Annotated in this window: 14 protein-coding genes; 6 read left to right on the top strand and 8 right to left on the bottom strand. The window is 40.6% G+C overall.

What is annotated here, in order from left to right; all coding sequences use genetic code 11:
* Positions 1-31 precede the first annotated feature (31 nt).
* A complete protein-coding gene (rpsA, locus tag WKF69_RS06910) occupies positions 32-2,044 on the bottom strand; it encodes a 30S ribosomal protein S1 (protein ID WP_340380677.1) in 2,013 nt (670 codons plus the stop codon).
* A gap of 165 nt (positions 2,045-2,209) precedes the next feature.
* On the opposite strand from rpsA, the gene WKF69_RS06905 reads away from it, so the two are divergent.
* Positions 2,210-2,434: a hypothetical protein gene (locus tag WKF69_RS06905; RefSeq protein ID WP_340380675.1), complete on the top strand. Its 225-nt coding sequence runs from the start codon at positions 2,210-2,212 to the stop codon at positions 2,432-2,434.
* Here WKF69_RS06905 and cmk read toward each other — a convergent pair whose 3' ends face one another.
* The gene (cmk, locus tag WKF69_RS06900; RefSeq protein ID WP_340380674.1) at positions 2,435-3,115 is read right to left on the bottom strand and encodes a (d)CMP kinase; all 681 of its coding nucleotides are present in this window, start codon (positions 3,113-3,115) and stop codon (positions 2,435-2,437) included.
* A gap of 194 nt (positions 3,116-3,309) precedes the next feature.
* On the opposite strand from cmk, the gene arfB reads away from it, so the two are divergent.
* On the top strand, positions 3,310-3,720 hold the full coding sequence (arfB, locus tag WKF69_RS06895) for an alternative ribosome rescue aminoacyl-tRNA hydrolase ArfB (protein WP_340380672.1): 411 nt from the start codon (positions 3,310-3,312) through the stop codon (positions 3,718-3,720).
* Between the two features lie 4 nt (positions 3,721-3,724).
* Here the strand turns inward: arfB and WKF69_RS06890 are convergent, their stop codons facing one another.
* From WKF69_RS06890 to lon, 3 genes are all read right to left on the bottom strand, one after another.
* Positions 3,725-4,684 carry a lipid A deacylase LpxR family protein gene (locus tag WKF69_RS06890; RefSeq protein WP_340380670.1) on the bottom strand — a complete coding sequence of 320 codons (960 nt, stop codon included), beginning with the start codon at positions 4,682-4,684 and terminating at the stop codon, positions 3,725-3,727.
* An 84-nt stretch (positions 4,685-4,768) separates the two neighbouring features.
* Positions 4,769-5,650 carry a hypothetical protein gene (locus WKF69_RS06885; protein WP_340380668.1) on the bottom strand — a complete coding sequence of 294 codons (882 nt, stop codon included), beginning with the start codon at positions 5,648-5,650 and terminating at the stop codon, positions 4,769-4,771.
* A 67-nt stretch (positions 5,651-5,717) separates the two neighbouring features.
* On the bottom strand, positions 5,718-8,192 hold the full coding sequence (gene lon / locus WKF69_RS06880) for an endopeptidase La (RefSeq protein WP_340380666.1): 2,475 nt from the start codon (positions 8,190-8,192) through the stop codon (positions 5,718-5,720).
* Positions 8,193-8,487: 295 nt separating this feature from the next.
* Between lon and WKF69_RS06875 the strand changes: the two genes are divergently transcribed.
* Entirely contained in the window at positions 8,488-9,102 is a 615-nt protein-coding gene (locus WKF69_RS06875; protein WP_340380664.1) for a tetratricopeptide repeat protein, read from the top strand.
* Positions 9,103-9,612: 510 nt separating this feature from the next.
* Here WKF69_RS06875 and WKF69_RS06870 read toward each other — a convergent pair.
* The 3 genes from WKF69_RS06870 to gpmI are packed head-to-tail and all read right to left on the bottom strand — an operon-like array spanning position 9,613 to position 12,212.
* Positions 9,613-10,122 (bottom strand): CAP domain-containing protein, encoded by a 510-nt coding sequence (locus tag WKF69_RS06870; RefSeq protein ID WP_340380659.1) that lies wholly within the window; start codon positions 10,120-10,122, stop codon positions 9,613-9,615.
* A gap of 45 nt (positions 10,123-10,167) precedes the next feature.
* Complete coding sequence (locus WKF69_RS06865; protein WP_340380657.1) at positions 10,168-10,689, bottom strand: hypothetical protein; 522 nt, start codon at positions 10,687-10,689, stop codon at positions 10,168-10,170.
* The gene (gene gpmI, locus WKF69_RS06860) at positions 10,689-12,212 is read right to left on the bottom strand and encodes a 2,3-bisphosphoglycerate-independent phosphoglycerate mutase (protein ID WP_340380655.1); all 1,524 of its coding nucleotides are present in this window, start codon (positions 12,210-12,212) and stop codon (positions 10,689-10,691) included. Before gpmI ends, WKF69_RS06865 begins: the two co-directional genes overlap by 1 nt.
* A gap of 78 nt (positions 12,213-12,290) precedes the next feature.
* Here gpmI and WKF69_RS06855 point away from each other — a divergent pair, with 78 nt between their 5' ends.
* The 3 genes from WKF69_RS06855 to plsY are packed head-to-tail and all read left to right on the top strand — an operon-like array spanning position 12,291 to position 14,287.
* A complete protein-coding gene (locus WKF69_RS06855) occupies positions 12,291-12,692 on the top strand; it encodes a DUF4783 domain-containing protein (protein WP_340380653.1) in 402 nt (133 codons plus the stop codon).
* A gap of 43 nt (positions 12,693-12,735) precedes the next feature.
* Complete coding sequence (nadC, locus tag WKF69_RS06850) at positions 12,736-13,593, top strand: carboxylating nicotinate-nucleotide diphosphorylase (RefSeq protein ID WP_340380651.1); 858 nt, start codon at positions 12,736-12,738, stop codon at positions 13,591-13,593.
* 52 nt (positions 13,594-13,645) lie between these two features.
* Positions 13,646-14,287: a glycerol-3-phosphate 1-O-acyltransferase PlsY gene (plsY, locus tag WKF69_RS06845; protein WP_340380648.1), complete on the top strand. Its 642-nt coding sequence runs from the start codon at positions 13,646-13,648 to the stop codon at positions 14,285-14,287.
* Positions 14,288-14,297: the final 10 nt, after the last annotated feature.

The following is a 14,297-nucleotide window of genomic DNA, read 5'->3' as shown; positions in this document are numbered from 1 at the left end:
GAGGCTTTAAAGTACAATAAAAAATTTATGCTTATTCTGCTGACTCATCAGCTTCTGCAGAAGCCTCTGGTTTTGCTACTTCAGCAGCATCGTTTTCAGTTTTCTTTGCTTTTTTGGCTTTGCTTTCTGCACCTTCCATTTTCTCTTTCAGTTGCGCCAATACACCAAGATCGCCTAAAGTTGATTTTTCAACAGATTCCTTCACCTTTTTAACGGCGCTGGTTGTTGCTTTAGCTTCTTTCTTCTTAGCATTGAATTCTTCTTTACGTTCTTCAGCTTTTGCCTCTTCCCAGATGCGGGCGTGAGAAACTACGATACGTTTAGAATCTTTGTTGAATTCAATAATTCTGAATTCAGCTGTTTCTTCAGCTTTTACAGAAGAACCGTCTTCTTTCACCATATGTTTTGTCGGAGCGAATCCTTCAACGCCATAAGGCAATGCCACGATAGCACCTTTGTCAGTTACCTTCAACACAGTTCCTTCATGGATTGAATCCAGTGTGAATACTGTTTCGAAAGTTTCCCAAGGGTTTTCTTCCAGTTGTTTGTGTCCTAAGCTTAATTTGCGGTTAGCTTCATCAAGTTCTAAAACAACCACCTCTAATTCTTCACCAACTTTAGTGAATTCGTTAGGGTGATTAACTTTCTTAGACCATGAAAGATCAGAAATGTGGATCAATCCATCAATTCCTTCTTCGATCTCAACAAACACTCCGAAGTTAGTCATGTTTTTAACTACAGCTTTGTGCTTGCTTCCGATAGGATAGCGATCGCCGATATTTTTCCACGGATCAGGAGTAAGTTGTTTGATACCTAAGCTCATTTTGCGCTCAGTACGATCCAGGGTCAATACTTGTGCTTCAACCTCATCGCTAACTTTCAGGAATTCCTGAGGATTGCGAAGATTTTGAGACCATGACATTTCTGATACGTGGATCAGGCCTTCAACACCAGGAGTGATTTCCAGGAATGCGCCGTAATCAGCAACAGTAACAATTCTTCCTTTAACTTTAGACCCTATTTCTAAGTTAGTATCTAAAGCTTCCCAAGGATGTGGAGTTAATTGTTTTAATCCTAATGCGATACGTTTCTTCTCGTCATCAAAATCAAGAACAACAATATTAATTTTTTGATCAAGGCTTAATACTTCACGCGGATGCTCTATGCGGCCCCATGAAATATCAGTTATATGTAACAGACCGTCTACGCCGCCAAGGTCGATAAACACACCGAAATCAGTGATGTTTTTCACAGTACCTTCAAGTACCTGACCTTTTTCGAGCTTAGCAACGATCTCAATTTTTTGATTTTCTAAATCGTCTTCAATCAGCACCTTGTGGGATACAACAACGTTTTTGAACTCATGATTGATCTTAACAACCTTGAATTCCATTGTTTTACCAACATAGATATCGTAATCACGAATAGGTTTGATATCGATCTGCGATCCTGGAAGGAAAGCCTCAACACCCATAATATCCACGATAAGCCCACCTTTGGTACGGCTCTTAACAAAACCAGTGATGATTTTGTCCTGATCCAAAGCTTCATTGATAGTTTCCCATGAACGCTGTGTTTTTGCACGCTTGCGTGATAAAACTAACTGACCGTTAGCATCTTCCTGCGATTCTACAAATACGTCAACTGAATCACCAACCTTAAGGTCAGGTGTATCACGGAATTCAGATAATGATACAAGACCATCAGATTTAAATCCGATGTTCAATACCACATCTTTGTTGTTAATCGATACGACAATGCCCGAGATGATCTCGCCTTTTTCGATCGAATTAAATGTTCCTGCATACATCTCTTCAAACTTTTGACGGTCTGCAGCGCTGTAGTTACCAAAACCTTTGTCATCCGCATCCCAGTCGAAATCGCCTGTAGGGGTGATCATAGTTTTTGATTTGATCTCTTCGATCGATACTGAATCAGCTTCTGATTCAATAGTTTCTTTTTCTTTAACCGTAGTGGTTTCTTCGCCCTGAAGTTCTGCTTGTTTAGCTGTTAACTCCTTTTCGGCTTCTAGTTTTTTGGCCATTAATTAATATATCTCCTTTTTCCAATTTAAATCGGACTGCAAAGGTAGAAAAATTCATTTTTATTAAAAAACATTTTCGCTCTTTATTTTATTGAGTATAAGATCATTCAATACTTTAATACAAACATTCCCCAATCAGTAACGTTGTTATAATAAAGAATTACCATGAGCAAAGAATATCACAGGTCCGATAACAGATTGAAAAATATATCAGAAAAGGAAGACGCATCTCCAAGTAAAGATGCGGACAAGCTGATTGAAGTTAGGAAGAAGGATACAGGTGAGGATAAGGATAACGAGTTTGTAGTTCACGAAAAGCCTTTCGACGAGCAGATGCACGAGCCATCTGACGACCAGGAAAAGCATCGGAGCGATGAGGATGCAGATTGATCAGACGGCAGTTAAAAGGGGAAGTATTCTGACTAATGCAAAATCAAGCTGCTGTGCCTGATCTATTGTCGTGTTGTCAAGTATGATCGCGTCATCCGCTCTTACCAGCGGGCTTTCTTCCCGGGTAGTATCCAGATAATCCCGGTGAGCAAGATTGTCAAATACTTCTTCCATCGTTACATCTTCGCCTTTAATCATCAGTTCTTTAAACCTTCTTTCAGCGCGGACTTTTGGATCCGCGGTCATGAATAGTTTCATGTCTGCTTCAGGGAAAACAACTGTTCCAATATCCCGCCCGTCCATAATAATATTCTTTGATTTGCCCATTCGCTGCTGCTGTCTTACCATTTCCACGCGGACCTCTTTAATTGTACTGACATCACTTACTAATTCTGACACGGGCATCTGACGAATTTCCTCGGAAACATCTTCGTCATTTAAAGTTATATGACTTTTGTAATCCCTGGAATGGAAATTTAAATGGACATTATTGAGCGCCGTCACGACAGCATCGTGATTGCTTAGATCTATGCTATTCCTGAGAAAATATAAGGTCACGGCCCGGTACATTGCACCGCTGTCAATATAAATAAAATGGAGTCTTTTTGCCAGGGCCTTAGCTATAGTGCTTTTTCCGCAGGAAGAATAACCGTCAATGGCGATTACAATATTTTTGTTCATCGGATACAAATTTAAACTTTCATTCTGATTTGCTTCTAATTTAATTATTAATTGGAGTAAGTGATAAGGAACGAGTAACAAGGAATGAATACATTATTATTACCGTTTATCGATGATGCTTAAGCTCCTTTTTTTATGGATTGCGTTTTACTCTTTGCTTCTTGTTCTTTGCTCCTGGCTTATTACTTTTGCACATGGAATTTTCAAAAGGATCACTGCTGCGGGAAATAACATTCAAAACATCCCGCAGCGGAGGAAAAGGAGGGCAGAACGTCAATAAGGTTTCGAGTAAGGTGGAATTGAATATTAATATAAATACGTCATCGCTCTTTACAGAGGTTCAGAAAGAAACGATCTTAAATAAGCTTTCCAACAGGATAAACGCTGAGGGTATTCTGCAGATAATAACCGAGGAGTATAGGAGTCAGCTTAAAAACAAAGAAAGAAGCGTGGAGAAACTACTTATGCTTTTAAAAGGTGCTCTTCACAAAGTTAAAGCTCGCAAGCCTACCAAACCGGGTAAAAGTTTGATCGAAAAGCGGCTAAAGCTGAAACAAGCTACGGCTTTAAAAAAGATTAACAGGAGAAGTAATCTCTGGGATTGACGATCTAATTAAATCTATAATAAAGTGCGGCCGAACCATATTGATGTGGTCTGGCTATACTCTTAATTTCTCTGGATTTGAAGATCAGGGAGAAATCTGCCATCCAGCGCTTCTTGGAATACATTACACCTGCCAGCTGACTGAACACAAGAGGCTTGGCATCAAAAACTACCGGTCCTTTATCTGAGCTGAACAAACCTCCTTGTATCGTAGCATCATATGCCACATAATGCAGCATAGGTTTAGCATAAAAGAAAAGCTCCTTTTTAGTCAGGTCAGCTGATTTGCTATTATTCGAAACTACGCTTTCGGTACTGGCGGAATGAAAGAGCTGGTTCAGATCGCCTGTACGGAACATGAATCCCGCGCCCGCACCTGCATAAGTATTCCCTAAATTTAAATATGAGTCAAGGCTCAGATCCAGTTTGCTGGATCCGGTTCTCAATAGAAGATTTTTATAACTTATAGTGCTGTTAAAAGCCACTTCATTATTAACCTGCCATTCCCATCCGTTGATCTCGTAAAAGCCGACAATGCTGTGCAGCAGTTCCTGTGTTTCTTTGCCCTTTGCGTCAGGCCCAATAGTACCTGCCTGTATGGCAATTTTCAGTGAGTTTTCAGAATTGAACAGTAAATTAAGACTTCCCCCGGCGTAAAGGTAAGCCGCGAAAGGACGGTCAACATAGGTGATATCGGTAATATTCCCGGATTGAGGGTTGTACATTTTCTGGCCGGCTTCTGCCTCCCAGATAACCTTGTTCAGCTGTTTAGAAAGCTTGCTTTGGTCGGTAGCCCTTCTGAAATAAATAAATAGTCCATTAGTATAATATCGATCTTGCCCATATGCCAGATATGCATCATTATCGCTTCTAAAGCCAAATTCGTTTTTGAAACCGGTCTGCTGTGCATAGCAGATACTTGAAATAAATACTGCAAATAGCAGGCAAAAAACGAATATGCGCATGGATTTAAAGAAAGGCCGAACCTAACAAAGTTTAAACATTAAATTGGGTGGACCTTCAAAACTATTCCAGTGATCTGTGATAACCTATTTTTTCTTGTTTATGAGTATCCCGATCTTAAACCCACCATTTACACCAAACCCGCTGTCCGCACCTGAGGTTAAAGCGAAATGGTTACCGACGAAATTGTCGTAATAAAATTCGGAATTTCCTCTTTCGCGGTCACGATTATCTACCGCATAACCGACACCAGCATATAGATCAACCAAAAGAAGGTCGCCTAATACCCATTGTTTTCCAAGATTAATCAGTAATCCCCCAAAGGTTACAGTCTCTCTACGCAACACCGGCTTAGTTCCAAAGCCCTCCCTTCTGTTCTGATCGTAAACACCAAAAGATAATTCCGGCTTGACGTAGGTGCCCTGTAGAACGTGACTGTATTTCGCACCTTTATTTACAAAGTCGGGAAGCTTTGATAATTTATACCCACCGGCTAAAAAAACCCCGCTGGCCTTACGATAAGTAGTAGTTGAAGTATTTGTAGTTGAATTAAAGGAAGATCCAAGTTCTTGCCGTTTTCCTATACCAATCAGGCCTAAAGATAGTTCATATGCCCGGCCGGGTCTAAGACTATGTTCATAGTTAAGCTGAGTATATCCCAGCAGAGGGGCTAAAAAATTAATCTTAATTGCGCTTTTAGCCTGATCTTCGTATAATTTAGGATCCTTCAGATTACTCTGATAGGTTTCGACCCTTCCGTTTTCGTAAACAACCTTAATGATCCGGTCTTTATCCAGAGCGTACATTGGTCCTGATTGATCGCCAAATACGCGGTACTTAATTTCGTCAGCCCCTACTTCGGTGATCTTTGCTTCAACGATTTCTCCGCCTTTTTTATAGATCTTATCCTGAGCCTGTACAGCGGCAGTTAAGCCCAGTAATAATAATAATAGATATAAATTTTTCATAATCTTATTTTATGTAGATATTCAAGAAAGGTAGTGATAAAAGAGGTAAAAAAAAATACGAAATGATCTAGTTTAAAATAGGAGCTGTTTCCTTGACCGTTAGATCTATTGCATCCTTGACTTTATCTTTGATCAGCGCAAAGTCTATCACCTCTCTCATTTCTGACACGTAATGAAAATTAAGGTCTTTAATATACGCCTCTTTAATTTCAAGGATATCTTTTTGATTTGATTTACAAAGGATAATATCCTTTATGTTAGCTCTCTTTGCAGCCAGGATCTTCTCTTTAATTCCGCCAACTGGTAAAACTTTCCCACGTAAGGTAATCTCGCCAGTCATTGCTAGGTGAGATTTAACACGGCGTTGCGTAAACGCCGATGTCAGCGCTGTAAGCATCGTGATTCCAGCCGATGGGCCGTCCTTAGGTGTGGCGCCAGCAGGTACGTGGACATGCACATCCCATTGATCAAAAAGTCGGTGATCTATCCCGAATTTTGAAGAGTGAGCCCGCAAGTAAGCCATAGCAATTGTTGCTGATTCTTTCATCACATCGCCTAGATTTCCTGTAAGGGACAATTTACCCTTCCCGGGGCTTAAGCTGGCTTCAATAAAAAGTATGTCACCGCCGACCTGAGTCCAGGCAAGGCCTGTAACCACTCCAGCAACATTGTTGTTTTCGTACAGATCTTTATCGAATATAGGTGGGCCAAGTATTTTTTCTACGTCAGCTTTGCTTAAAGCAGGACTATACTCGACTTCCATTGCGATCTTTGTAGCAATACCCCTTACTAAAGAACCCACTTTTTTCTCCAATCCACGGACCCCTGATTCACGAGTATAATCTTCGATTACTTTTTCAATAACCTGCGCTTTCAGAGTTATATTACTGGTTTTTAAGCCATGTTGTTCCCTTTGTTTAGGAAGAAGATGCTGCTTAGCGATCTCGATCTTTTCTTCTATTGTATAGCCATTAACCTCAATGATCTCCATTCTGTCCAATAGCGCCGGCTGAATGCTGCTCAGGGAATTGGCTGTTGCTATGAACATCACATTGGAAAGGTCATAATCAACCTCAACATAGTGATCGTAAAAGGCATTATTTTGTTCAGGATCTAATACTTCAAGTAAGGCCGATGATGGATCGCCACGGAAATCATTACCTACTTTATCGATCTCATCTAAAACGAACACAGGATTGGAAGTCCCTGCTTTCTTGATAGACTGAATAATACGGCCTGGCATAGCGCCAATGTATGTTTTACGGTGCCCCCTTATTTCAGCTTCATCACGTATCCCGCCAAGGGCCATACGTACATATTTTCTGCCCACTGCTTTCGCGATAGACTTTCCAAGAGATGTTTTACCAACCCCCGGAGGGCCGACAAGGCAAAGAATAGGGGCCTTCATGTTGTGCTTTAATTTAAGCACGGCCAGGTATTCTATAATTCTCTGTTTGACTTTTTCAAGTCCATAATGGTCTTTTTCGAGCACTTTCTCTGCTCTTTTCAGATCAAAATTGTCTTTTGTGAATTCGTTCCATGGAAGATCAAGAAGAACTTCTAAGTAATTGATCTGGATAGAATAATCGGCAGCCGCCGGATTCATCCGTGCTAATTTTTCAATCTCCTTGCGGAAATGTTCGGCGGTTTCCTTAGACCATTTTTTCTTTGATGCTCTTGCTCTTAGATTTTCAACCTCAAGGTCTGGTGAATTACCACCCAATTCTTCTTGTATAGTTTTGAGCTGCTGATTAAGAAAATAGTCCCGCTGTTGTTTGTCAAGGTCCACTCTAACTTTCGACTGAATCTGGTTCTTCAGCTCCTGCATCTGCAGCTCAACCGTTAAATGTCCCAGAACCATTTTGGCCCTCTCACGAAGATTCGCCACCTCAAGCATATGTTGCTTCGCAGCAACATCAGCATTCATATTGGATGAGATAAAATTGATCAGGAATGAAGCGCTTTCGATATTATTAATAGCGATGCCTGCCTCACTCGGAATATTAGGGGATAGCTGAATGATCTGCATAGCCATCTCTTTGATGGAAGCCATCAATGCCTTGAACTCTTTGTCAGGCTTTGGCCTCAGTTCCTCAAATTTCTGTATTGATGCCTTGATATAGGGATCGCTCTGAACTTCTTCATTTAAGCGGAAACGCTGCTTACCCTGAATAATTACGGTTGTATTCCCATCAGGCATTTGCAGCATCTTGATAATGAGTGCCACGGTTCCAACCTCATTCAATTGATCGAAAGTGGGATCCTCGATGGCAACGTCCCGCTGCGAAACAACACCGATAATACGGTCGCCACGGTAGGCATCTTTTATAAGCTTAATTGATTTGTCTCTCCCTACGGTAATAGGAATTACGACTCCGGGAAATAAAACTGTATTTCGTAATGGCAGGATGGACAATATGTCCGGTGTATCTTCATTGTTCATTTCCTCCTCATCCTCCTGGGACATTAAAGGAAAGAACTCAGTATCTTCATTTATTAAAGGTAGTGTTCGGTTAAAATCAAAATTGTCGTAATTACTCATCTATATCTTGGAAAACGTCATAATGACAGTAAAGTGATGTGATCGCGGCTAAAAACGCAGTAATAGATAAAAGTGCAAGGGATGTGCCAATTCATCCGCAGTATGAAATTAGTCAGATTTAAATTAATATTCAGACAAAAGTTCTGAAGCGGCGAGGATTAGATCCGCGATGTTAAAAACGCATAATCTATTCTGTGAACGTTTTTTTTCCTTGTATTTACTAAAAGTAGTACATTTAAAATAAATCATTCTGCACACCGTTAATTGAACAAGACAAATTTTTTTATTAGCTCCCATGAGATCATATACACTTCTTTTATTCTTAGTTCTATTTACAACCATCGTATTTGCCCAGAATCCAAATTATAAGATGGGTGAAAGAGCGCTTATCAACGGAGATTTCAAATCTGCAGTTTCCAGTCTTGAAAAAGCTCTTGCAGCGGACAGCAACGATGTTAACACCTTATACATGCTTGGGTATTCTTATTACCACGCGGGTAATTACAATAAAGCTGTAACTACATTCAATCGCGTTGTTTCTCTAAAACCAGGCGAGAACAGTGCATATTATTATCGTGGCAAGGCACGGAATAATCTGGCAAATGATACCAAGGGTATTTCAAATCCCGATCGTGAAAGGTTGCTCCTGTTGTCTATAAAAGACTTTAGCAAGGCTATTGAGCTAAGTTCAGAGGATGTTAAGCTTTATCAGAACAGGGCGGTTGCATATCGGGACTATGGTGTTTTGAAGGGCCAGAAAATCCCTAATTTCCATGACAAGAACAAGGCTGTTAATGCTTTCAAATCGTGCATTAGTGATTTTGAAAAGGTATTGAGCCTTACTCCCGGACGTAAGGATATTACCACACAGCTGGCAGATGCGAAAAGTTATATGCAAAATTTGAATTGATATTTTAATGAATTACATATATAATAAACCCCGTTTTAACGGGGTTTTCTTATAACATATTTTTCAGATATAAAGGCTATTGTTAAAATCTTTACGCAAATTTGAAAATCTGCATATAACCTGCTGGCTCCTGAAGGATACTTGCTGGGTAATGGATATGAAAACGCTGGGGATCATTATGATCGTTCCAACACTCTTTCTCGCATTTTATATTACGTATAGGTTCAGAACAGTTCCTTCTGAATTCTATCACAATATGGCCGTTTGCTCATGGATAATAGCCAATGCAATTTGGATGACAGGCGAATTCTTCTTTGATGATACTTTAAGGCCCTATTCTATTGTCTTTTTCTTAATAGGGTTAATGGTCTTAGCAATCTATTACATCTTTATCCGTAGCCGGGTGAAAGAGTCAGAATTGACGGATGTTATATGAGGCAGAAGGTATGAAGCACGAGGTATGAAACCATGGGTACGTCAGATCATACATCATACATCATATAACATATTTCAATTCCTCGCTACCCTCATACCAAAATCCTGTACCCAGTGTAGATTAGTCTCGGCGACTCCGATTTCTTTAAAATGCGGACTCATTATGTTCTTGCAATGGCCTTCGCTTTTAAGCCAGCTGGTCATCACCTGATCAATAGATTTTTGCCCGGCTGCAATATTTTCACCGAATGCGTAGGTCCGCATTCCCGTAAGGTTATAACCAGCTTCTTCAAGCCTGTTTTTTATTGTTTTGCCGGAGAGACTTGTGTGATTGAAATATCGGCGTGTGGACATGTCCAGTGCATGGCCATAGGCTGAGCGCTCGAGCAGGCTATTCCAGCTCAAAGGTTCAACCGGCGGCATGTATGTCTTGCCACATTTGCATCCGGCTGTGCGGACGTTATTTATCCTCGTAAGGAAATCGTTTTGGAAACGATTTAAAGATGCCGATTTCCCAGGATCGGATCTCATACCCATGCAGGACAACAAGGCCAGCAAAGTAATAGCTAAAGTTAAACGCCTCATATACTTATGAAGCAATAACGTATGTGTAAGAACTTTATTGGACGGCTAATTAAAAAATCCGGAAATTTTATAACTGTTATTCCCAAGCACGAGCACGTCTTGTTTTTTTATAATTTGGTACAAGGAATCGGGGATGTAAAGTAATTCTTCAGACGAACTATAAAGATGATTTTTTGTGCTGTTTACAATCGATAATTGGGCAATCCCACCGTCTCTGTTTTTTCTGATCAGTATCGAACGTGTCCGAAGTTTATTATCGGTAGCGATGTATGAAGTGCTGTCATTGTTTTCACTCACCACGTAGCTGTTGCTCCATGCTGGTTTATTAATATCTGACTCAGAAAATAGGCTGAGCTCGATATTCCAGTCCGGAGAAATATTATCTTTACTTTCGGAAGATCCGTTTCTGCTTACGGTCTTGTTAACTTTTGCCTTTGATTTCCCAAGGCGGCTGATTTCTTCAGTAAAGAAGCCTTTCAGATCCACGTATCTTCTTTCCGTTACTTTTTCGGTTCCAGTGCAGGAGGCAAGTACAAGAAACAGGAAGATCAACCGCCAGCCAGTCATTAGGAAACAAGGATCTCACCCGTCATAATCGCCGGGATCGGTACATTCATTAATGTAAGAATAGTTGGAGCGATATCACCAAGCTTTCCGTCTTTGATACTGTGGAAATCCCTGTCAATCAATATGCAAGGAACCAGATTGGTGGTATGTGCCGTGTTTGGTGATCCGTCTTCGTTGACCATGAAATCAGCATTTCCGTGATCCGCAAGAATGATAAAGGAATAGCCGTTATCAACTCCGCACTCAACCACAGTTTTAAGACAGCTATCCACAGTCTGAACAGCTTTTATAACAGCACTAAAGACACCAGTGTGTCCTACCATATCAGGGTTTGCAAAATTAAGGCAGACAAAATCAGGCCAGCCGGTTTGGAGTTCCGAGCATATCGTTGCCGTGATCTCCGCCGCGCTCATCTCTGGTTTAAGATCGTAAGTAGCTACTTTAGGAGATTGGATTAGAAGGCGTTTCTCCTGGCGAAACTCAATTTCCCGTCCCCCCGAAAAGAAGAAGGTTACATGAGGATATTTCTCTGTTTCAGCAATCCGGACCTGATTTTTGGAATTGCTTTCCAGCACCTCGCCAAGGGTATTGCTTAGGTCATCTTTCGTGAAGACTACATTTACATTGTTAAACGTATCATCGTAGCTTGTCATTGTCACGTAATGCAGAGCCAAAGGCTCCATATTGTATTCTGGGAAAGCTTTTTGAGTCAGGGCAGCAGTAATTTCGCGACCTCTGTCAGTCCGGAAGTTAAAGCAGATCACCACATCTCCGGGCTCTATTTTTCCTACGGGAAGTCCGTCATTATCGATTTTGACAATGGGCTCGATGAACTCGTCGGTAATACCCTCATCATATGATCTTTGAATGCTTTCTGAAATGTCGTGGCTAAGGTTTCCTTCACCGTGGACAAGAAGGTCATAGGCGAGTTTTACGCGCTCCCAGCGATTATCCCTGTCCATTGCATAATATCTTCCAATGGCTGAAGCTATAACACCTCCGGATTTTTGAAGATGAGCTTCCAACTCCAAAATGAAGGGGAGGCCTGAATTCGGATCGGTATCGCGGCCATCCAAAAAAGGATGAATAAAAACGTTCTTGACATTATTTTGCTTTGCAGCATCACAAAGTCCCTTGAGGTGGTTGATATGGGAGTGGACACCACCATTTGACAACAAACCGATGAAGTGGACACTTTTGTGTGATTCGCGGGCATACGCAAAAGCAGACTTTAACACCGGATGACTAACCAATTCGTTTTCTCTTACTGCTTTGTTAATTCTTCCAAGATCCTGGTAAACTACACGGCCTGCACCAAGGTTCATATGACCAACTTCAGAATTACCCATTTGGCCGGCAGGGAGGCCTACTGCTTCTCCTGATGCTTCCAGTTTTGAATTAGGATAAGTTTGTAGTAAACTATCGAAAAATGGTGTTTCTGCTACGCTAACGGCATCGGAACGATCATGTTTACCATAACCCCAGCCATCTAATATAAGAAGTATCGCTTTTTTATTTTCCACATGCAAATATACATGCGCTCTTTAAAATATTGCAGAATATTTGCATTAGTGGCATACTTTTAGAACAAATCAATGAATATGAGAACAAAACTTTTAATGATTTTAGTTTCTCTTTTAATGGGAGTTTCGGATTTGCAAGCCCAACAAGCGGATATTGTAGATGCTTTTGCAAAATACTTCCGAACGTCTGATGCGGGAAAAATGTCGGATGAATTTTCGTCCACGCTCCAGTTGAATATTCTTTCGGAGGAAAACGTGTACTCTAAAGCGCAAGCCGAACAAATTATGCGCGACTTTTTCTCAAAGAACAAGCCAACTTCAGTGAAGATTGTACATCGGTTACGTTCGAATCCAAACTACAAGATTGCAGTGCTCTCGATGCTAACCGCTAAAGATAAATTTCGTATTTCGATATCATATAGTGGCAGCGGCACAAGATTTCTGATTAAGGAAATGAGAATAGAGTATGATAAACAATAACAATTGTAATAAGTATTTCTATTTTTGAATTCAAGCAATTCGAATGGATTTAGACACTGTAGCACTTCATGAATTTATCCGCCAAGCCCTCTCCGAAGATGTGGGCAATGGAGATCACACCTCACTTTCAACGATCCCGGCTGGTCAGCAGGGACGGGCTAAACTGCTCGTAAAAGACACTGGTGTTATAGCCGGGGTATCTGTGGCTTTAGAGATTTTTAAGATCGTAGATCCTGCTCTAGTAATTGAAATTCTTATAGAAGACGGAGGATCAGTGCATCCAGGTGATATCGCGTTTTATGTTAACGGCAGTGTACACGCAATTTTAGTTGCTGAACGGCTGGTTCTGAATACTATGCAGCGAATGAGCGGTATCGCTACGACAACAAATAATGTGGTTAAGTTACTGGAAGGCACCGGAACGAAGGTTCTCGACACCCGGAAAACTACACCCGGCCTTCGATATCTTGAAAAGCTTGCTGTAAAAATAGGAGGTGGGGTAAATCATAGATTTGGTTTGTATGACATGGTCCTTATTAAGGATAACCATGTTGATTATGCCGGCGGAACAGCAAAGGCGATCGAAGCCGCTAAGGCTTATCTGAAAGCTAATAATCTGGACATTCCTGTCGAAATAGAAGTACGGAATACAGCAGAATTAAATGAGGTGATAAACAGCAGTGGTGTTGACCGTATTTTACTTGATAATTTTACTTTTGAAAATTTAAAAGAAGCAGTAGCTTTAATTAACAAGCGATTTATTACGGAAGCTTCGGGCGGTATAACAGAGGAAAATGTTCTTGAATATGCGCAGTGCGGTGTTGATTATGTATCAATGGGGGCATTAACCCACTCAGTTAAAAGCCTAGACATGAGTTTAAAGGCTGTTAAGAGCAATTAAATTAATTGATCTTAACATATTCACCTCTATGAATTAGTATTATTGTACCTGGATGATATCTATATACTCGGTCTCAGCTCTACTGTTTGCTTATTTGTTTGGGTCAATACCAACAGCGGTATGGATAGGACAGGCTTTCTACGGGATCGACGTACGGGAATATGGGAGCGGGAATGCCGGAGCCACTAATACGTTCAGGGTATTAGGGAAAAAAGCGGGTATCGCAGTAATGCTGCTTGATATTTTTAAAGGATACACCGCAACAAATTTGGCCTATCTTATTGGCCTTTCTGTTACAGGACCTCAAAATTCAGTACAATTTGTAAATTATCAACTTGCGCTAGGTATCACGGCTGTGATGGGCCATCTTTTTCCTGTTTTCGCAGGTTTTAGAGGAGGTAAGGGTATAGCAACATTATTTGGAATGATATTAGCAGTACAGTCGGAGGCAGCGATGCTTTGTGTTCTTACCTTTATTATTGTATTGTTGATATCTAAATATGTATCACTAAGCTCAATCCTCGCCGGATTCAGTTTTCCACTTAGTGTAATATTTATTTTCCAGTCTCCAATACGTTCCTTAGTGTTGTATGGAATGAGTATTTGCGTACTGATCCTAGTTACACATCAAAAAAATATTGAACGTCTTTTAAAAGGTAAAGAATCCAAAGTAAATCTGTTTAAAAAGAAATAAAATTAACCGA

This window comes from Daejeonella sp., assembly GCF_037719425.1.
In the GTDB taxonomy this organism is placed as follows: Bacteria; Bacteroidota; Bacteroidia; order Sphingobacteriales; family Sphingobacteriaceae; genus Daejeonella.
The sequence above is the reverse complement of the archived record's forward strand: the minus strand, read 5'-3'. Positions and strand labels throughout refer to the sequence as shown.